The following is an 18,524-nucleotide window of genomic DNA, read 5'->3' on the forward strand; positions in this document are numbered from 1 at the left end:
GACTAGAGCAGCGTCGTCTGTTCGGGCTGCGGCTCGGCCGGCTCGAGCAGCTGCGGCCCGTTGTTGCGCACGTTGTTGACCAACGTCGACACCTCACGCATCCGGATCGCGCGCACGTCGGGCGTGCGAGCCAGCAGGTCCTTGTCGATCGCGGCGTCCGGGTCGAGCCACCGGTCCCAATCGCGTTCGGGCAGCACGAGCGGCATCCGATCGTGAATCTGCGCGAGCTCCCCCGGCGCATCGGTGGTGATGATCGTGCAGCTCAGCAACGGCGACGCGTCCTTGGCCGGTTTCCAGACCGACCACAGGCCCGCCATGAACAGCGGTTCCCCGTCTTCGGAGTACATGAAAAACGGCGTCTTGCGGGTCTTCTTGCCGGCCGCGTCGTCGGAGTTGACCCGCCATTCGTAGTAGCCGTCCATCGGGATCAGGCATCGCTTCGACTTGGCGCTGGTCCGGAAGGCGGGCGAGGTGGTGACCTTGTCGGCGCGGGCGTTGATCAGCATCGGCCCCTTGGTGTCCGGCGCGCCGTCGGAACCGACCTTGGCCCACGGCGGCACCAGACCCCAGCGCATCAGTCGCACTCGTCGCGTCGGCTGGTCCTCCGGCTCGGAATGCCGGCTGACGACGGTCGCGATGGTCGACGTCGGGGCCACGTTGTAGTTGGGGGCACTGTAGTTGGGGGCACTGTAGTTGGGGGCACTGTAGTTGGGGAAGCTCGAGCCGCCGTCCGCGCCGGTCGTCTCGTCGATAGCCTTGATCTTCTCGGCCAGCAGGGCCGGATCGGTGGTCACCGCGAACCGTCCACACATAAGTCCCATGGTGGCAGAGCCACAGGTAGACCCATAGTGGCAGAGCCACAAAGTCCCATTGGTGGCAGAGCCACAAAGTCCCATTGGTGGCAGAAACCGGCGACAGGCGATGATGGACCGGTGACGACATGGACGGCCCCCGTGGCATCGCAGCCGGTGCGCGCGACCGTGACCATTCCGGGTTCGAAGTCGCAGACCAACCGCGCCCTGGTGCTGGCGGCGCTGGCAGCCGCCCAAAGCCAGGGCACCCCTACCATCAGAGGGGCGCTGCGCAGCCGCGACACCGACCTGATGATCGGGGCGCTGCGCACCCTGGGCCTGCGCGTCGACGGCGACGACACGGAGCTGACGGTCAGCGGCCACGTCGCCCCGGGTTCGCCGGCGCGTGTCGATTGCGGCCTGGCCGGCACGGTGTTGCGGTTCGTTCCGCCGCTGGCGGCGCTGGCCGAGTCGACGGTCGAGTTCGACGGCGACGAGCAGGCCCGGGCCCGGCCAATCGCCCCGCTGCTGGATGCGCTGCGCGGGCTCGGCGTGCGGATCGACGGCTCCGGCCTTCCGTTCCGGGTGCTGGGTACCGGCTCGGTCACCGGCGGAACCGTGGACATCGACGCCTCGGCCTCGTCGCAGTTCGTCTCCGGGCTCCTGCTGTGCGCGGCCTCGTTCGCCGAGGGCCTGACCGTGCAACACACCGGGGCGTCGTTGCCGTCGGCGCCGCACATCGCCATGACGGTGGTGATGCTGCGCCAGGGCGGCGTCGACGTAGACGACTCGGTCACCAACCGCTGGACGGTGCGGCCGGGGCCGGTCGCGGCACGGCACTGGGAGGTCGAGCCGGACCTGACCAACGCCGTTCCCTTCCTCGCGGCCGCGGTGGTCACCGGCGGCGCGGTGCGCATCACCGGCTGGCCATCGAGCAGCGTGCAGCCCGCCGACCACATCCTGGACGTCCTGGGCAAGCTCAATGCCGTTGTTACACAGAATGATTCGTTCCTGGAAGTGCACGGGTCCGGGGACTACGGTGGCTTCGATGTCGACCTGCGCGCGGTCGGCGAGCTGACGCCGTCGGTGGCCGCGCTGGCGGCGCTGGCGACCCCGGGTTCCGTGTCGCGCCTGTCCGGCATCGCGCATCTGCGCGGCCACGAGACCGATCGGCTGGCGGCGCTGAGCACCGAGATCAACCGCCTCGGCGGCGATTGCACCGAAACCCCCGACGGGCTGGAGATCACCGCGACGCCGCTGCGGCCCGGGGTCTGGCACGCGTACGCCGACCACCGCATGGCGATGGCAGGTGCGATCGTCGGACTGCGGGTGGCCGGCGTCGAGGTCGACGACATCGGCTCAACCGGCAAGACGCTGCCGGACTTTCCGCGGCTGTGGGCCCGCATGCTGGAACCTGGGGAAGAGCAGCGCATGTGAAGCCCGGCGACTACGACGAGTCCGACGTCAAGACCCGCTCCGGCCGGGGGTCGCGACCGCGGACCAAGACCCGTCCCGAGCACGCCGACGCGCAGTCCGCGATGGTGGTCAGTGTCGACCGCGGCCGCTGGGGGTGCGTGCTGGGCGGCGACGTCAACCGTCGGGTCACCGCCATGCGGGCCCGCGAACTGGGCCGCACCCCCATCGTGGTCGGCGACGACGTCGACGTGGTGGGCGATCTGTCCGGGCGGCCGGATACGTTGGCCCGCATTGTGCGTCGCGGCGAGCGCCGAACGGTGTTGCGGCGCACCGCCGATGACACCGATCCGACCGAACGGGTAGTGGTCGCCAACGCCGACCAACTGCTGATCGTGGTGGCGCTGGCCGACCCGCCGCCCCGCACCGGCCTGGTAGACCGGACGCTGATCGCCGCCTATGCCGGCGGCCTCACGCCGATTCTGTGCCTCACCAAGACCGATCTCGCCCCGCCCGAGCCGTTCGCGGAGCAGTTCGTCGACCTGGACCTGACGGTGGTCGCCGCCGGCCGCGACGATCCCCTGCTGGCCGTGGCGGATCTGCTCGCGGGCAAGATCACCGTGCTGCTCGGGCATTCCGGCGTCGGCAAGTCCACCTTGGTCAACCGCCTGGTGCCCGACGCGGACCGCGCCGTCGGCGACGTGACCGACATCGGCAGGGGGCGGCACACCTCGACGCAATCGGTGGCGCTGCCGTTGACCGAACCGCTGGGCACCACCGGCTGGGTGATCGACACCCCGGGCATCCGGTCCTTCGGGCTCGCGCACATCCGGCCCGACGACGTCATGATGGCGTTCTCCGACCTGGCCGAGGCCATCGCGGATTGCCCGCGCGGCTGCGGGCACATGGGGCCGCCGGCCGACCCGGAGTGCGCGCTGGACACGCTGACCGGCCCCGCCGTACGCCGGGTCGCCGCGGCGCGACGGCTGCTGGCCGCGCTCAACCAGACTTCTTAGCCAGCCGCATGCCGAGCTCGTCGGGGGGCACCAGATGCCCTTCCGCACAACGGATTTCGACGCTCACCTCGGCGCCGCAGCCCAGGTGGGTCAGCCGCAGCCGGTTGCGGCCCGGCAGATGATGGCGGCCCCACTCGAACAGCGCCCACACCACCGGCATGAAATCGATGCCGGCCTGGGTGAGCACGTACTCGTCTCGGCTGCGCTGCCCGGGCTCCCGATAGGGCTGGCGGCGTAGCAGTCCCAGCTCGACCAGTTCGCTCAGCCGCGCCGAGGTGGCGGCCTTGGTGATGCCCACCCGGCGGGCGAAGTCGTCGAATCGAGTGGTGCCGTAGTACGCCTCGCGCATGATCAGCATCGCGGATTTGGTCCCGACCACCGCCATCGTCTTCTCGATTGCACACTCGCCCACCGCCGACCAGGCGTCGCGGTCGGCCAGCGGTCCTTGCAGCAGTGTCATCTAAATCACCTCCGCATCTGGGTTGCTTTCAGCATACCGAGGTGTTTATCTGAGTACAGCGATATATACCTAGACGCATGGGACTCGAGGAGGAGCCATGAACCAGGTCCGCGACGCCGTCATCGTCGGAGCCGTCCGCACCCCCATCGGCAAGGGCAAGGCCAGCGGCGCGCTGCACGACGTGCTGCCCGCCGATCTGCTGGCACACAGCCTGCGCCAGCTGGTGGAGCGCACCGGCGTGGATCCGGCGCAGGTCGACGATGTCATCGCCGGAGCCGTCACCCAGGTCGGCGACCAGGCGGCCAACATCGCCCGCAATGCCCTGCTGGGCGCGGGCTTCCCGGAGTCCGTTCCCGGGGTCACGATCGACCGCCAATGCGGCAGCAGCCAGCAGGCCATCAGCTTCGCCGCCCAGGGTGTGATCGCCGGCGCCTACGACCTCGTGATCGCCGGCGGCGTGGAGTCGATGAGCCGCGTGCCGATGGGCACCCAGGTGTCACCGGGCAGCAACCCGATGGGCGAGGACATGACCCGCCGCTACCCCGACGGCCTAGTGCCCCAGGGCATCAGCGCCGAACTGATCGCCGCGAAGTGGGGCTTCTCGCGCACCCAGCTCGACGAGTTCTCGGCCGGCAGCCACGAGAAGGCCGCCCGCGCCACCAAGGAAGGCCTCTTCGACAACGAGCTCATTCCGATCGCGGGGCTGGCCACCGACGAGATCATCCGCCCCGGCACCACGGTCGACACACTGGCCGGATTGCAGCCGGCGTTCTACAGCGAGGCGGCCAAAGCCCGCTTCCCGCAGATCAATTGGGAGATCACGCCCGGCAACTCGTCACCGTTGTCCGATGGCAGCGCCGCGGTGCTGATCACCAGCAGCGAGGTCGCCAAGAAGCTGGGTCTGCGCCCGCTGGCCCGGATCCACACCGCCACCGTGGTGGGCTCCGACCCCCTCTACATGCTGACCGGCGTCATTCCGGCCACCGAGAAGGTGTTACGGCGCGCCGGGCTGACGCTCGCCGACATCGACCTGTTCGAGGTGAACGAGGCGTTCGCGCCCGTCGTGCTCGCCTGGGCACAGGACACCGGGGCGGATCTGGCCAAGACCAACGTCAACGGCGGAGCGATCGCGATCGGTCATCCGTTGGGCGCCAGCGGCGCTCGCCTGATGACCACTCTGGTCAACGCCCTGGAGCAGCGCGGCGGCCGGTACGGCCTGCAGACCATGTGCGAGGGCGGCGGCATGGCCAACGCCACCATCATCGAGCGGCTCGCTTAGCACTCTGACAAAGCAGGGAGCACGAAAATGACCGTAATCCGAGCAGCCGCAGTGCAACTCAGTCCGGTGCTGTACAGCCGGGAGGGCACGGCGCAACGGGTGGTCGACAAGATAGCGCAGCTGGGCAGCCAGGACGTGCAGTTCGCTGTCTTTCCAGAGACCGTGATCCCCTACTACCCGTACTTCTCCTTCATCCAGCGTCCGTTCGAGATGCGGTCGACGGAACATTTGCGGCTGCTCGATCAAGCTGTGACAATCCCGTCGCCGGCCACCGCGGCGATCGGCGCCGCGGCCCGGGCAGCCCACATGGTGGTGTCCATCGGGGTCACCGAGCGCGACGGCGGTTCGCTCTACAACACGCAGCTGTTGTTCGACGCCGACGGCACGCTCATTCAGCGCCGCCGCAAGATCATGCCGACGTATCACGAACGGATGATCTGGGGACAGGGCGACGGTAGCGGACTCCGGGCCGTCGACAGCGGGGTCGGGCGAATCGGGCAGTTGGCGTGTTACGAGCACTTCAACCCGCTGGCCCGCTATGCCCTGATCGCCGACGGTGAGCAGATCCACGCCAGCATGTTTCCCGGATCGTTCGGCGGCGACTTGTTCGCGCGGCAGATGGAGGTCAGCGTCCGCAATCACGCTCTGGAATCCGGCGCTTTCGTCGTGAACGCCACCGCGTGGCTCGACGCCGATCAGCAAGCTCAGATCATGGCCGACACGGGCGGTCCAATCGGCCCGATCTCGGGTGGCCAGTTCACCGCGATCATCACGCCCCAGGGTGAGTATTTGGGTGAGCCGCTGCGCACCGGTCAGGGCGAGGTGATCGCCGATCTCGACTTGTCGCTGATCAACGGCCGAAAGGCGCTGATGGATTCCGTCGGCCACTACGGTCGACCTGATTTGCTCAGCCTGGTGGTCGATCGCACGCCCCACTCGTACGTGCATGAGCACCTCGAGCAACTGGCCGGCATCGTTGTCGAGGAGGCCGAACATGTCCACGTCTGATTCCCACAAAACTCACTTCGACGGCGTGCGCGTGCGCTATGACAGCAACAAGGGTTATGACGAATTGGTGGCCGCGCTGCTCGCCGACATCGGCGAACGGCCGGTCCCGATCGACGAGATCGGCACAACGTCGAACAGCTGGGACTCCTACCATCAGGAGGTTCAATCCCACGTCGGGCCAAGCGGTTTCATGCTGTTCGGCCTGTTCAACCATGGCGGCTGGATCACCAAAGCCGGCATCGACCGCAAGGTGTTGCGGGTCATCTTCGGTAATCCGCTGATCGCCATCACGATGTTGCGGCACGACGTGACCGCGGGCCTCTTCGCGCCCGTCGAGGTGCTGATCACCGACGAGGGCGCCGGCAGCAGCCTGACCTACGTCAAGCCGTCGTCGCTGATGGTCATGCAAAAGGACTCGGCGCCGAATCCCGAGTTGCTCAGCGCCGCACAGGGACTCGACGCGAAGCTGGCGGCGCTGGTCGAGAAGGTGACCGGCGGCTGCTGAATGCCGCGCAGGCGTGGCATGGCCAACACCACGATCACCGTGCGCCTGTACCGGGTTCGCCTTCGACCTCGCGGAGGTATCGCTCGACAAGTCCGACTATCTCGGCGTGCCCTGCGGTGATGTCGAGTTGGTTTTCCATGAAAAGCACCGGCGGAATCACGGTCATCAGGAATGCCACCGCCATGGGCGGAACGCTTTGTTCATCGACGTCATACTTCTTCAACACGGCGGCGACAATCTCAGCTTGCTCGGCGCGGAACGCCTGCGCGTAGTGGCGTAGTTCGGCTGCGAGTTGCGGACGATGGTTCGCCAGGGCGAGAACCTCGATTGTCCACTTGCTGAAGGGGGCGTCCCGAATCATCCGCCAGAGTGCCCACAGAGGCTGCGGCGATTCAAGGGCTTCGGCATGTGCCGTGGACCCTTTTTCGGCCTGGCGTTGGAAAACCGCTCGAAGGAGATCGTCCATGGTGCCGAAGTGGTAGTGGACGAGCTGTGAGCCGAGGCCGGCCTTCTCAGCGACACGCCGGCCCGTGACGGCCGCCCAGCCTTCTTCGAACATCAGTTGCTCGGCTGCATCCAGTATCACGGTGCGCGTCTTCGCGTTCGGCGACGCGATCCGTCTTGGCGATGCCATTCATGCACTCGCATTCTTCGTAAGTACTGACAGGTCAGGTTATCGGGTTGACCGGCTCCCGGGTTCCATGTTAAGCATGTGCTTAAATTTAAGCAGGCGCTTAAAACTATGACGCAGACCGGTTATTAGCAACTCCGCAACCGGCCAGCTAGAGGAGCGACGAGATGTCCCGCAACACCACTGGTGAGATTCGTTTCGACCCTTACGACATCGACCTCGTCGCCGACCCCTACCCCGTGTACCGGCGATTACGAGATGACATGCCGCTCTACTACAACGAGCAGTACGACTTCTTCGCGCTGAGCCGGTACATAGATGTCGAGAAAGCTCTCTTCGATAACAAGACGTTCAGTTCCGCACGCGGTGACATCTTGGAGTTCATCAAGGCGGATATGGAGATTCCGTCCGGGCTTATCGTCGCGGAGGACCCACCCCGACACGACATCCACCGAAGGCTGTTGTCGCGGATGTTCACACCGCGCAAGATCAGCGCGTTGGAGGATCAGATCCGAGAGTTCTGCGTGCGCAGCCTCGACCCGCTCGTCGGTGCCAGCGGATTCGACTTCGTCACCGACTTCGGCGCGGAACTGCCGATGCGGGTGATCGGCATGCTGTTGGGCTTCCCCGACGAGGATCAACTGCGGTCTCGCGACCACGCGAACGCGATTCTGACCACCGACGTGGGTCAGCCCATGGCCAGCGCGGCGACCGGATTCGACGACGGTCAACTGTGGGCGGACTACATCGACTGGCGAGCCGACAATCCTTCCGACGACATCGTCACCGAACTGCTCAACGTGCAGTTCGAAGACGAGCACGGTGTCACTCGCCACTTGGAGCGCGCCGAGCTGCTTATGTACGTCAACATGGTCGCCCTCGCCGGCAACGAGACCACCGCACGGTTTATCGGATGGGCGGCAAAGGTGCTCGCCGAGCACCCTGACCAACGAAGGGAACTCGTCGCCGATCCTGGTCTAATCCCTCAAGCGGTCGAGGAGTTATTGCGTTTCGAAGGACCCGCTCCCTTCGTCTCGCGTTACGTCACGCGCGACGTCGAGTACTACGGCCAGCAGGTGCCAAGCGGCAACGTGATGACGCTCCTGATCAGTTCGGCTAACCGAGACGACCGCCAATTCGGTTCCGACGCCGAGAGTTTCAACATTCACCGCCAAAACCGGTCACACATCGCCTTCGCTGTCGGTGCGCATTTCTGCCTTGGTGCAGCCTTGGCGCGCCTGGAAGGGCGCGTCGCACTCGAAGAGATTCTGAAACGGTTTCCCGAGTGGGATGTCGACCTCTCGGCAGCGCGGATGTCGACCACATCGACAGTTCGAGGCTGGGAAACCATGCCCGCGCTCATCGGCAAGCGATCGTGACGCGGAGCGAAGATCCAGCCCATGAGGTCGAGTCGGCCTGGCCCGACCATCCGGACTACCGGATCGACATCACACCGTGTCAGCACACCGGTCAGGTCTGGCACGGCGACACGCTGATCGCCGAAGGCGACGGCTGTCTGGTGGTGACCGAGACCGATCACGTCGACCGACTGTACTTCCCGGAGTCCGATGTCCGCTGGGACCTGTTGACGCCCTCGGATCGCACGACGGAATGCCCGTTCAAGGGTCGTGCCACCTATTGGGACCTCGCAGGTGCCCCCGACAACTCCGAAGGCGTCGCGTGGACGTATCGCACTCCGCTTCCCGAGGTGGCGGGGCTTGCGGGCTACGTGGCCTTCTATGACAAGCACTTTCGCATCGAAGTCGTCGAGCGGTGGCCTGACGGCCGGGGCGTGCCGGCCTCCTTTCCGGTGTGGGGCGACGCTGCGGAGCTGTTGCGGGTCATCGATGTCGAGCCCGTCGGCGAGGGCAGGTTCGTCGGTCCCGCGCACGGACCGACCTGGCGCAACGTGGTTGAGGGTGGCCAACTTATCGCGGAGTCCATCGTCGCGGTATCCAAGACGCTTGCACGTCAACGAGTTACCTCTGTATCGGCCATCTTCACGAAATCAGCGGCCTTCGATGCGCCCGTGGATCTCGCCGTCGACGTGCTTCGGCTTGGCAGAACCTTTTCCACGACTCAAGTTCACGCCACTCAACACGGCGCGCTGTGCTGCGCGGCGATAGTGCTCGCCGACTCCGGCGCGCCCGACCTGATTCGCGATCAGCCACCCATGCCCGACGTACCCGGACCCGACGCAGCGGAGGCCTTTACGGGGTTCGGAGTCACCGGGCGTGAGATACGAATCGTCAACGGAGCCTACGATCCCGACCCCGACCGCATCGGACCGCCCATCATCGATGTCTGGGTCCGCTTCCGTGACGCGCCTGACGCGTCGTATTTGCACGCTGCCCTTCTCGCCCAATCCACCACACACTGGACCATTGCCGCCGGCCTGTCACCCCATCGCGGTTTCGGTGAAGCTCAGGCACACGACACGGTGTCGACCGGAGTCATGAAGAGCACCATCGCCTTTCACGACGACGTCGATGTCAGCGACTGGTTGCTGTACAGCAACGACGCCTTCTGGTCGGGGCGTGGACTGATCCAAGGCGACGGCCGGGTATTCACCCTCGACGGTCGCCTCGCAGCGTCGTACACGGTGCAGGCGATGGCACGCGCCTTCGACCGCACGCCGGCAGCGATGGGCCGCGACAACCGCACCGCCATGTGAGACAACGGACGCACTGGAGCGCGCAATGACGACTACGGACATCGTCTTCGATCCGTTCTCGGAGGACTTCTTCAACGGGGCCTACGAGACCTATCGGCGCATGCGCGATGAGCAGCCGGTCTACTTCAACGCCGACCTCGACTTCTATGCACTGACCCGCCATGCCGATGTCGCGCCTGCGTTCAAAGACTCTGCGACGTACTCGTCGGCCCGCGGAACGGACCTCGCCTCGATCCGCAACGGGCTACCCGTCGACACCGGCCCCCGAATGATCATCATGATGGACCCTCCCAGCCATCGCGACATGCGGAGCTTGCTCAACAAGGTTTTCACACCACGAACGATCCAGGCTCAGAAAGAAATGACGACCGCGAAGATCACCAAATATCTCAGCCGGGTCGACCCCGACGGATTCGACGCCGTCGGGGACTTCGCCGCGCCGTTTCCCGTCGAAGTCATCACCAGCATGCTCGGTGCGCCCGAGAAAGACGCACAAATGGTGCGGCACTGGGTCGACTTGTCTTTGACGCGCGAGATCGGGCAACTCGAACTGACCGAGGAGGGCACGCAGGCCTCCGTCGACACCGCGATGTATTACTACGGGCTGATCGAGCAGCGCCGCGCCGAGCCCAGAGATGATCTGCTAACCAAGCTGTGCGAAGCCGATTTGGTCCGTGATGACGGCGAGAAGACCCGACTCGACGACATCGAAATCGCCGCATTCGCAACGATGCTCGGCGGAGCGGGAGCCGAAACCGTGACCAAGCTCGTCGGCAGCGCGATCTACCTCTTCGCCAGACACCCGCACCAATGGCAGAAGCTGCTCGACGATCGCAGCAGGATTCCCGCTGCGGTCGAAGAATTGCTGCGGTACGAGGCACCTGCGCAATACAACGTGCGCGTCACCACGAAAGACGTTTTGCTGCACGGGCGTACGATTCCTGAAGGCGCCCCCGTGTTTCTGATTGGGGGGTCTGCCAACCGTGACCACCTGGCGTGGACCGATGCCGACACTTTCGAAATCGACCGAGACCGCACCGAGGCCCAGAATCTCGGCCTCGGATACGGCATCCACAGTTGCCTTGGCGCCGCCCTCGCTCGCATGGAAAGCGCCATCGCGCTGGACAAGTTGCTCGACTTCATGCCCCGATACGAGGTCGACTTCGACAGGTGCGAACGGGTTCACATGGCGAACGTCGTCGGCTGGAAGACGTTGCCGGTAAAGATCATCCAATAGATCCATCGATCCCCGTCGAGGGTTTTCTGCAGGCCGGGATGGCGCCGGATCAGCGCCCGCAGGTGCTGGCGGTGGGCGTTGGCATGTTGGGCCTCCTGCCGCAGGAAGGCTTCCGCCTCGCCTGCGACCGCGGTGTCGGTGATGCGCGGCATGGCCTCTCGCACCGCGGAGACGAGCATCTTCTCGAAGCAGATCGCCATGATCGAGACCACGTTCATGTAGGTCGAGAAGGCGTGGTTGTACGCGTTCCAAACGAAGGGCACGTCGCCGTCGAGATCGAAACGGATGCGCCGAATCTCGAGGCCGGTCATGGCGTTACCTCATGCCGGACCGGTTGTTTCCGGCGTGCGAGGGCCGATGGACGGCCGGCGCGGATGGTCACCGACATCGTCAGCGCGACGGCGAGCAGGAAGCACACCATCGCGTAGGCCAGGTTGCCGGTGGGTGTTCCGTCGTGCGTGAGGCCGTGCGCGGCGTTGAGGTAGTCGGGCATGGCCGACAACCACAGCGCCGCGAGCACGATCAAGAAGGCGGACCCGAAGATCGCGACGAAGGGATTGCGCGCGCTCGGCGTGAACGCGGTGTTGCGCCACTGCCGCAACAGGATAGGGATCGCCACCAGGGCGAACGCGCCGAGAATGACGTAGTACAGCGTCCGTCGCAGTGTGCTGTCGGGATGCTCGCCACCGGCCAGCAGGATCGGGAGATTGGCGACGACCAGCCCGACCGGCACCGACGCGGCCACGCCGATTGTGCGCGCGATCAAGGCAATTCGGCTCAGCCGTCGGCCGCGCTCGATGGGACGGGTCACCAGCAGCTGTGCGAACACTGCGACGCAGGCCGGCCCCACGGTCGCGAACAACAAGACGCTGCTCATCGGCACCGAGGCCAGCATCGGATGGTTGATCGCGTTGTCGGTGTTCCACGCCCACCAGCGCAGTTGCGGACCCAACTGGTCGAAGATCTCGTAGAAGCAGTTGTGCACGAACCCCACACATACGGCGCCGACGGTCGCGCCCCAATCCCGGAACACGCCCAGGCTGCGCACCACTTCGTAGGCCAGCGTCATCATCGCGGGGTACAGCGCGACGATGTAGATCGGCAGCCGGTCAGACATGAACTGAACCGTGAAGACGTTGTGCGCGAAGACCGCACCGATGGAGTCGTCGACGCCGAAGACGGTGGGAAAGTACAGGGGCGGCTCGACGATGAGTAGGTAGATGACCGTGGCGAACCAGATCACGATGCTGGCGGGGTCCCTGTCGCGGTGTAGCCGGCGGATAGCCCACCAGAGCGCCAGCACCGCACCCGCGACGACAAGCAGTTCGAGCACCGGCAGCGTCCAATTCGCCAAGTGCAACGGGTTCCGCAGCGTCATCCACGGCGACGCGTGTTCGCAGCTGAACCCCAGTCGGTTCACGATGCGTTCGATGTCGTCGCTGCATTGACCGCTCATCAGTGGGCGTCCTCAGTGTGGCGTGCGTACGCGGATACATGCTTACCGAAAGGCTGACGATACATGTCGGGCGAGTGTGCGAGCCCGGTCCCGGCGACCGACCGGAAGAGGACGAACATCGGGCCGGCACCCGCTGACGCCCGTCATTGACGACCGTCAGTCATTGGGCGTACCGTGCCTCCATGGGGTCATCTCGCGCACCCGAAACCGGATCGCCGGCCGGCGGCGTCCGCGAAACGCGCCGGCTGGAAACCCGGGCGCGCTTGTTCGACGCGGCGTTGGCCGAGATCTCGCGACGCGGGCTGGCTGCCGCGGATGTCAGCGCGATCGTCGCCGACGCGGGCGTGGCCCGGGGGACGTTCTATTTCCACTTCCCAACCAAGGAGCATGTGCTCATCGAGGTGGAACGCGTCGAGGAGACCCGGATCATCAGCGAATTCGGCGACGCCACGGGCGATCTGGAGTCGGTTCTCTCTCAATTGGTGCGTCATGTGCTCAGCGCCGAACGCCGTTTGGGCGAAGCGGTTTTCCGGGACATGCTCGGATTGCATTTCTCCTCAACCCGTCCGGTCGCAGAGGAGTTCGCCCAACACCCCGTCGGACAATTCCTAGTCGGCGTCATTGGTCGAGCCCAGGACGCGGGGCGGGTCAACTCCGACGTCGACGCGGCAGAACTCGCGACGTTCTTTCTCACCGGGCTTTTTGCGCTGCTGGCCACCGGGGCACACGATGCCGCACTGTTACGCCGTTATGTGACAACGATTGTCAAAGGAATGGAGAAACGATGAACCACACGGGCATAGAGGGCTACCGGGACTTCCTGGCCAAGCGAGACGGCGAAGCCGATCTACTCAACAGGCGGCTGGCCAATCGGGAACAGTTCTTCAGCGACATCGAATCCAATCCCATCCGGTCGGCCCATCCCGCCGACCGAGCTACCTTCCTGCGCAACCTACGCCGCCGGCGACCGGAACCCGGGCTGGACGGCAAGATGCTCTTCCTCCTGGCGACCGCCAAACTCAATCAGGCGGAGCGGTTCGGCGTGGGGCTGGGCGAAACCTACGGCCGCAACAGCGACGAGAGCGTGCCGCCCGAGCGCGTCTACCTCGAGCTGGAAGAGCACTACCACACCCGACTGCTGGCCTACGCTCTCGACGTGTTCGATCTGACCTTCCAAGTCGTCCCGCCGCCCTTCGTGATGCGCCAGTTCGTCAAAGCGAACGTGTTCCTGCCCGAACGGCTCGGCTTCATGTTCGTCGGGGCCGCAGAGATGGCGGGCTGCATCATGTTCGACGAATTACGCCGGTCCGGCAGAAGGCTTTTCGCCGACGAACCCCAGGTCGCCGAACGCATCGAACTGCTCTACAGGGAAATCCTCACCGACGAAATCGGCCACGTCGGCTACTGCGCGTCGCGCTGCACGTCCGCCGAGCGGGCGATCATGCGCCGAATCTATCCGCTCATCGGCCGGCTCGTCGCCCGTCAGACCGCAGAAATAAGCCTGCTCATCGATCCCAAGGCGTTGCATGCGCGGCTCGACCGGCCCTTCGACGTCGACGAACTCACCGCCGACCTGGGCAACGAAACCTATCTCGTCACACACCCCTGATGCGGGTGTGCTCGCCGGGGCCGCGAGGTCGATCCCCACGCCCGGGCAGCCACTGCGGCCCTTTACCGGGTTATATCGCCGGAGTATCGTTCGGCCTTGCTTGCGCACCTGACCGTCACAACGGAGGTAACGCTGATGGGCCGTGTCGCGGTGATCACCGGAGCCACCCGCGGAATCGGTGCGGCAACCGCAATGGTTTTGGCGGCGCAGGGATTTCGGGTCGTCGTCAACTACCGGTCCAGCACCGGGGAAGCAGACGGGGTGGTCGCGGCCGCCACCGCCGCCGGTGGTGAGGCGATCGCGATCCGAGCCGATGTCACCGCACCCGACGATGTCGCCGCAATGGTCGACGAAACCAATGAAAAGTGGGGCGCGGTCGACGTACTCGTGCACAACGCGTTAATTCCCTACGATGTCACCTCGTTCGCGGACCTGAGCTGGGAGCAGCTCGGCGGCAAACTGGACCGAGAGCTGCATGCCGCCTTCCTGGTGACCAAAGCCGTTGTACCCGACATGATTTCGCGAAACTATGGCCGGCTGGTCTATCTCACCACGGTGTTGTCCCGCCGGCCCCGGCAGGGAATGATCACGGTGGGCACCGCCAAGGCGGCGATGGACCAGTTCGTCCGGTACGTCGCCCTCGAGCTGGCTCAGCACCAGATCACCGCCAACCTCGTCTCGCCCGCCACGGTGGCCGATCCCACGGCGAACGCGTTGTTGACACCCGAGGAAGTGCATAAGCTCGCCGCGACAAATCCGATGGGACGGCTGGTGAGCCCCGAGGAGGTGGCCAAGACGGTGGCGTTCCTGGCCGGCGACGATTCGGGCTTCATCACCGGCCACTGCATGGAGGTCAACGGCGGCCTCGCCATGGATTGACCTTCGGCTACGGGCCCTAGGGGCCCTCGGAAAGGGGATGCGGCGTGCACGCGATCGATCTCGCCTACGTCGGGCGTGGCATTCACGAGGAACTGGTCGCCCACGTCGCCGACCAGGAAGGCTACTACCAGGACGAGGGTGTCCACGTCGCCATCCACGACGGAATCGGCTGGACAGCCGAGCGGCTGCGCCACGGCGCGGTGATCGGCCTGGGCCGGGCCCTGCTGTCGCGACTTCACGACGGAATCGGATGGAGAGCGTTGAGCGTCAACACCGATCGACCGCTGTTCTGGTTTCTGGGCAACGCCGAGGTGAAGTCCATGGCGGATCTTCGCGGGCGGCGACTGGCCGTGCACGCCGCCGACAACCCACCGGGCACCTTCGCCCGGATCGTACTGCGTAAGCACGGCCTGGACCCCGACCGCGACCTGCGCTGTGTGGTGCGGCATCCGGGTGACTACCAGATGGACCTGCGGCGGCTGCGCGACGGCTCGATCGACGCCGCCTACGTGGGCAGCACCCTGTCCCCCGAACAGGTCGCCACCGAAGAGGGGTTTCACCTGCTGGCCTGGGTGGGCGATCATTTCCAGATCCCCACCGTGGGCGTCGCCGTGGACCCTGCCCACCTCCCACCAGATAGCCCCGCGCTGCGGGCCCTGCTGCGGGCCAATCAGCGCGCGCTGCGGCTACTCGCCGAACAGCCAAGCCGTGCAGTCGATTACATCAACTGGTTCCTCGACCGGCTCACCGTCGATGAAGCGCAGCGGCACTACGAGCGCTACGTCGGCCCGTACTTCACCCCCGGCTATCGGGTTGACCTGGGGATCGCGCAGCGGGCGATCGACGCGGTCGCCGGCGAACTCGGTGTCGCACCCATAGGCGCTACGGACTTCTATGAGTGCGGCAACGGCGGCCTTTAGCCGGAGATTCGAAAAGGCAAAGGGCAGTTAGGCAGCGAGGCCGTCGTCAATACTGCGCGCTGCGGTCGCACGCTTCCCGCGCCGCCAACCACGCACCGCGGCAATCGCGGACTTAAGACCGCGACGGCGACCGGTTGCCGGATCCGTGCCCAGGAAGCCGGGCTCGAGCTCGGCGAACATCCGTTCGCTGCGCGTCTCCGGCGCGTTGTCGGCGTCGTCGCGCAGGTAGGAGTTCGGCAGCGAAAGCTTGGCCAGCGTGCGCCACGTCTTGGCGTACTGGAACAGGAAAGAGCCTGTGGTGTAAGGCAAGTCGTACTTGTCACACACCTCACGCACCCGCACCGAGATCTCGTGCAGCCGGTTGCTCGGCAGGTCCGGGTACAGGTGATGCTCGATCTGGTGGCACAGGTTACCGCTCATGAAGCGCAGCGCCGGGCCGGCCTCGAAGTTGGCGCTGCCCAGCATCTGACGCAGGTACCACTGCCCCTTGGTCTCGCCGATCATGTCGGTCTTGGTGAATTTCTCTGCGCCGTCAGGGAAATGGCCGCAGAAGATCACCGCGTTGGCCCACACGTTGCGAATCACGTTGGCGAGCGCGTTGGCCTTCAACGTGGACATGTAGGTGGCGCCGGGCGACAGCGAGGTCAGCGCCGGGAACGCGACATAGTCCTTGAGCACCTGGCGGCCGGCCTTGGCCAGGAACTCGTCCACCCGTTGCCGGGCTTCGCCGTTGTCCATGCGGCGCTTGGCGATCTTGCCGAGCTCCACGTGCTGCAGGCCGACGCCCCACTCGAACAGCAGCGCGAGCAGGGTGTTGTACACCAGGTTGAAGATGTTGAAGCGCTTCCAGCGCTGGTCGCGGGTGACGCGCAGCAGGCCGTAGCCGACGTCGTCGTCCATCCCGAGGATGTTGGTGTACTTGTGGTGCACGAAGTTGTGGGTGTAGCGCCAGTGCTTCGACGACCCGCTCATGTCCCACTCCCACGTCGAGGAGTGAATCTCCGGGTCGTTCATCCAGTCCCACTGGCCGTGCATGACGTTGTGGCCGATCTCCATGTTCTCGACGATCTTGGCCACGCCCAGGGTCACCGTCCCCGCCCACCAGGCCGAGCGCCGCGAACTGGCGGCCAGCAGCAGCCGGCCCGTCACCTCCAGCGCGCGCTGGGCCGCGATGGTGCGGCGGATGTAGCGGGCGTCCCGCGCGCCGCGCGAGTCTTCCACGTCCTGGCGGATGGCATCGAGTTCGACGGCAAGGCTTTCGATGTCGGCGTCCGTCAGATGTGCGAATACGTCAACGTCCGTGATAGCCATCTCTTGCCTCCCTACGGTCATGCAATCGGTGACTTACCTACGTTATCGTAACCTACGAGTCCGTAGGTTACCTGTGAGTAGCCTTTATATGTCGAGTGCGCAATCGCCGGACGCGGCCGACACGCATGTCTGGATCCGCGTTCCGGGGTCGTGTTCGACGCCCGTTCGCAGGTCGCGCACGTGACCCTCCACCAGGCTGACCACGCAGGACTGGCAGATCCCCATCCGGCACCCGAAGGGCATCTGCACCCCGGCGCCCTCGCCGGCATCCATCAACGACGTCGCCGCGTCGGCGGCGACGGTGCGGCCGCTCCGGGCGAAGGTGACCGAGCCCCCGGCACCGGTGGGTGCGGCCCTGGACACCGCGAACCGTTCCAGGTGCAGGCGTTCCCCGGCGCCCGCGGCCGACCACACCCGCTCGGCCTCGGCGAGCATGCCTTCCGGACCGCAGGCCCAGGTCTGGCGTTCACGCCAGTCCGGCACCTGTTCGTCCAGCATGGAAAGGTCGAGCCGGCCCTGTGTGCGCGTTTCGCGCAGCCGCATCCGGTAGCCGGGGTGCTCCGCGGCCAGCGCGGCCAACTCGGCACGAAACATCACGTCGGACTCGGTGGGCGCCGAATGCAGGTGGACGATATCACCGATTTGGTTGCGGCGCACCAGGGTTCGCAGCATCGACATCACCGGCGTGATGCCGGAGCCGGCGGTGAGAAACAGGATCGACGCGGGCGCCGGATCGGGCAGCACGAAGTTGCCCTGCGGCGCGGCCAGCCGGACAATGGTGCCCGGCTCGACTCCGGCCACCAGGTGCGACGACAGGAACCCCTCGGGCATCGCTTTCACGGTGATGGTCACGGTGCGCGCCGAACCGGAGCCGGAACGAGCGCCCCCGGCGCCCGGGGTCGACGTGAGCGAATACGACCGCCAGCGCCAGCGCCCGTCCATCAGCAGTCCGATGCCGATGTACTGGCCCGGCTGGTAGTCGAAGTCAAAGCCCCAGCCCGGTTTGATGACCAGGGTCGCGGAGTCCTCCGTCTCACGGCGCACCTGCAGGATCCGGCCCCGCAGTTCGCGCGCCGACCACAGCGGATTGGCCAGATGCAGGTAGTCATCCGGCAACAGCGGCGTCGTGATGCGCGCGGCGAGCTTGCGCAGCGCGTGCCAGCCGGGATGCCGGTTCGCGCCGGCGACTACAGGTCGTGTGGTGTCGACGACGTTGCCCGTGATGGATGGGTTACGTCTGCCCAGGGGAAGCTCCTGCTCACTACGCGGCGTGTGACTGACGCTCACATTGTGATCGATTCTGTGCGCTTCACGAAACCTACGGTACCGTAACCT

At 65.8% G+C, this 18,524-nt stretch carries 19 protein-coding genes; 12 read left to right on the plus strand and 7 right to left on the minus strand.

Features of this window, described 5'->3' with window-relative positions; all coding sequences use genetic code 11:
- Positions 1–2: 2 nt before the first annotated feature.
- Entirely contained in the window at positions 3–812 is an 810-nt protein-coding gene (locus G6N50_RS13965; protein ID WP_083097799.1) for an SOS response-associated peptidase, read from the minus strand.
- 120 nt (positions 813–932) lie between these two features.
- Here G6N50_RS13965 and aroA point away from each other — a divergent pair, with 120 nt between their 5' ends.
- Positions 933–2,228, plus strand: coding sequence for a 3-phosphoshikimate 1-carboxyvinyltransferase (aroA, locus tag G6N50_RS13970; protein ID WP_083097801.1), 1,296 nt, complete (start codon positions 933–935; stop codon positions 2,226–2,228).
- Positions 2,225–3,220: a ribosome small subunit-dependent GTPase A gene (gene rsgA / locus G6N50_RS13975; RefSeq protein ID WP_083097803.1), complete on the plus strand. Its 996-nt coding sequence runs from the start codon at positions 2,225–2,227 to the stop codon at positions 3,218–3,220. Before aroA ends, rsgA begins: the two co-directional genes overlap by 4 nt.
- Here the strand turns inward: rsgA and G6N50_RS13980 are convergent.
- On the minus strand, positions 3,204–3,680 hold the full coding sequence (locus G6N50_RS13980; RefSeq protein ID WP_083097805.1) for a winged helix-turn-helix transcriptional regulator: 477 nt from the start codon (positions 3,678–3,680) through the stop codon (positions 3,204–3,206). The genes rsgA and G6N50_RS13980 overlap by 17 nt on opposite strands.
- 97 nt (positions 3,681–3,777) lie before the next feature.
- Here G6N50_RS13980 and G6N50_RS13985 point away from each other — a divergent pair, with 97 nt between their 5' ends.
- The 3 genes from G6N50_RS13985 to G6N50_RS13995 are packed head-to-tail and all read left to right on the plus strand — an operon-like array spanning position 3,778 to position 6,472.
- The gene (locus G6N50_RS13985; RefSeq protein WP_083097807.1) at positions 3,778–4,959 is read left to right on the plus strand and encodes a thiolase family protein; all 1,182 of its coding nucleotides are present in this window, start codon (positions 3,778–3,780) and stop codon (positions 4,957–4,959) included.
- 27 nt (positions 4,960–4,986) lie between these two features.
- Positions 4,987–5,967, plus strand: a complete 981-nt coding sequence (locus tag G6N50_RS13990; RefSeq protein WP_083097809.1) for a carbon-nitrogen hydrolase family protein — start codon at positions 4,987–4,989, stop codon at positions 5,965–5,967.
- Positions 5,954–6,472 carry a DUF302 domain-containing protein gene (locus G6N50_RS13995; RefSeq protein WP_083097811.1) on the plus strand — a complete coding sequence of 173 codons (519 nt, stop codon included), beginning with the start codon at positions 5,954–5,956 and terminating at the stop codon, positions 6,470–6,472. The genes G6N50_RS13990 and G6N50_RS13995 overlap by 14 nt, the downstream gene beginning before the upstream one ends.
- A 34-nt stretch (positions 6,473–6,506) precedes the next feature.
- On the opposite strand, the gene G6N50_RS14000 is transcribed toward G6N50_RS13995, so the two are convergent.
- Positions 6,507–7,106 (minus strand): TetR/AcrR family transcriptional regulator, encoded by a 600-nt coding sequence (locus G6N50_RS14000; RefSeq protein ID WP_083097813.1) that lies wholly within the window; start codon positions 7,104–7,106, stop codon positions 6,507–6,509.
- 164 nt (positions 7,107–7,270) lie between these two features.
- Between G6N50_RS14000 and G6N50_RS14005 the strand changes: the two genes are divergently transcribed.
- Genes G6N50_RS14005 through G6N50_RS14015 form a run of 3 tightly spaced genes read left to right on the plus strand, consistent with a single transcriptional unit; the run spans position 7,271 to position 11,014 of the window.
- Positions 7,271–8,482 (plus strand): cytochrome P450, encoded by a 1,212-nt coding sequence (locus G6N50_RS14005; protein ID WP_083097815.1) that lies wholly within the window; start codon positions 7,271–7,273, stop codon positions 8,480–8,482.
- A complete protein-coding gene (locus G6N50_RS14010) occupies positions 8,479–9,777 on the plus strand; it encodes a DUF427 domain-containing protein (protein WP_083097817.1) in 1,299 nt (432 codons plus the stop codon). The genes G6N50_RS14005 and G6N50_RS14010 overlap by 4 nt, the downstream gene beginning before the upstream one ends.
- 25 nt (positions 9,778–9,802) lie before the next feature.
- Positions 9,803–11,014 carry a cytochrome P450 gene (locus G6N50_RS14015; RefSeq protein ID WP_083097819.1) on the plus strand — a complete coding sequence of 404 codons (1,212 nt, stop codon included), beginning with the start codon at positions 9,803–9,805 and terminating at the stop codon, positions 11,012–11,014.
- On the opposite strand, the gene G6N50_RS14020 is transcribed toward G6N50_RS14015, so the two are convergent.
- Together G6N50_RS14020 and G6N50_RS14025 are read right to left on the minus strand one after the other, a co-directional pair.
- Complete coding sequence (locus tag G6N50_RS14020) at positions 10,960–11,325, minus strand: metal-dependent hydrolase (protein WP_232068753.1); 366 nt, start codon at positions 11,323–11,325, stop codon at positions 10,960–10,962. The genes G6N50_RS14015 and G6N50_RS14020 overlap by 55 nt on opposite strands.
- Complete coding sequence (locus G6N50_RS14025; RefSeq protein ID WP_083097821.1) at positions 11,322–12,470, minus strand: hypothetical protein; 1,149 nt, start codon at positions 12,468–12,470, stop codon at positions 11,322–11,324. Before G6N50_RS14025 ends, G6N50_RS14020 begins: the two co-directional genes overlap by 4 nt.
- Positions 12,471–12,652: 182 nt before the next feature.
- On the opposite strand from G6N50_RS14025, the gene G6N50_RS14030 reads away from it, so the two are divergent.
- The 4 genes from G6N50_RS14030 to G6N50_RS14045 all read left to right on the plus strand — a co-directional run bounded on the left by G6N50_RS14030 (position 12,653) and on the right by G6N50_RS14045 (position 15,878).
- On the plus strand, positions 12,653–13,258 hold the full coding sequence (locus tag G6N50_RS14030; RefSeq protein WP_083097823.1) for a TetR/AcrR family transcriptional regulator: 606 nt from the start codon (positions 12,653–12,655) through the stop codon (positions 13,256–13,258).
- Positions 13,255–14,079 carry a hypothetical protein gene (locus G6N50_RS14035; protein ID WP_083097825.1) on the plus strand — a complete coding sequence of 275 codons (825 nt, stop codon included), beginning with the start codon at positions 13,255–13,257 and terminating at the stop codon, positions 14,077–14,079. Before G6N50_RS14030 ends, G6N50_RS14035 begins: the two co-directional genes overlap by 4 nt.
- 96 nt (positions 14,080–14,175) lie before the next feature.
- Positions 14,176–14,958: an SDR family NAD(P)-dependent oxidoreductase gene (locus tag G6N50_RS14040; RefSeq protein ID WP_232068754.1), complete on the plus strand. Its 783-nt coding sequence runs from the start codon at positions 14,176–14,178 to the stop codon at positions 14,956–14,958.
- A gap of 44 nt (positions 14,959–15,002) precedes the next feature.
- Positions 15,003–15,878, plus strand: coding sequence for an ABC transporter substrate-binding protein (locus G6N50_RS14045; RefSeq protein ID WP_083097827.1), 876 nt, complete (start codon positions 15,003–15,005; stop codon positions 15,876–15,878).
- 27 nt (positions 15,879–15,905) lie between these two features.
- Here the strand turns inward: G6N50_RS14045 and G6N50_RS14050 are convergent, their stop codons facing one another.
- Positions 15,906–17,189, minus strand: a complete 1,284-nt coding sequence (locus G6N50_RS14050) for a fatty acid desaturase family protein (protein ID WP_083097829.1) — start codon at positions 17,187–17,189, stop codon at positions 15,906–15,908.
- A gap of 84 nt (positions 17,190–17,273) precedes the next feature.
- Positions 17,274–18,434 (minus strand): ferredoxin reductase, encoded by a 1,161-nt coding sequence (locus G6N50_RS14055; protein ID WP_083097918.1) that lies wholly within the window; start codon positions 18,432–18,434, stop codon positions 17,274–17,276.
- Positions 18,435–18,524 lie beyond the last annotated feature (90 nt).

The sequence above is a fragment of the Mycobacterium mantenii genome (assembly GCF_010731775.1).
Taxonomy (GTDB): Bacteria; Actinomycetota; Actinomycetes; order Mycobacteriales; family Mycobacteriaceae; genus Mycobacterium; species Mycobacterium mantenii.

Bases quoted from the DNA above. Each gene is read 5' to 3' on its own strand.
- G6N50_RS13965 (WP_083097799.1), bottom strand. From the start codon at position 812: ATGTGTGGACGGTTCGCGGTGACCACCGATCCGGCCCTGCTGGCCGAG.
- G6N50_RS13980 (WP_083097805.1), bottom strand. From the start codon at position 3,680: ATGACACTGCTGCAAGGACCGCTGGCCGACCGCGACGCCTGGTCGGCG.
- G6N50_RS13985 (WP_083097807.1), top strand. From the start codon at position 3,778: ATGAACCAGGTCCGCGACGCCGTCATCGTCGGAGCCGTCCGCACCCCC.
- G6N50_RS13990 (WP_083097809.1), top strand. From the start codon at position 4,987: ATGACCGTAATCCGAGCAGCCGCAGTGCAACTCAGTCCGGTGCTGTAC.
- G6N50_RS13995 (WP_083097811.1), top strand. From the start codon at position 5,954: ATGTCCACGTCTGATTCCCACAAAACTCACTTCGACGGCGTGCGCGTG.
- G6N50_RS14000 (WP_083097813.1), bottom strand. From the start codon at position 7,106: ATGGCATCGCCAAGACGGATCGCGTCGCCGAACGCGAAGACGCGCACC.
- G6N50_RS14005 (WP_083097815.1), top strand. From the start codon at position 7,271: ATGTCCCGCAACACCACTGGTGAGATTCGTTTCGACCCTTACGACATC.
- G6N50_RS14015 (WP_083097819.1), top strand. From the start codon at position 9,803: ATGACGACTACGGACATCGTCTTCGATCCGTTCTCGGAGGACTTCTTC.
- G6N50_RS14020 (WP_232068753.1), bottom strand. From the start codon at position 11,325: ATGACCGGCCTCGAGATTCGGCGCATCCGTTTCGATCTCGACGGCGAC.
- G6N50_RS14025 (WP_083097821.1), bottom strand. From the start codon at position 12,470: ATGAGCGGTCAATGCAGCGACGACATCGAACGCATCGTGAACCGACTG.
- G6N50_RS14030 (WP_083097823.1), top strand. From the start codon at position 12,653: ATGGGGTCATCTCGCGCACCCGAAACCGGATCGCCGGCCGGCGGCGTC.
- G6N50_RS14035 (WP_083097825.1), top strand. From the start codon at position 13,255: ATGAACCACACGGGCATAGAGGGCTACCGGGACTTCCTGGCCAAGCGA.
- G6N50_RS14050 (WP_083097829.1), bottom strand. From the start codon at position 17,189: ATGGCTATCACGGACGTTGACGTATTCGCACATCTGACGGACGCCGAC.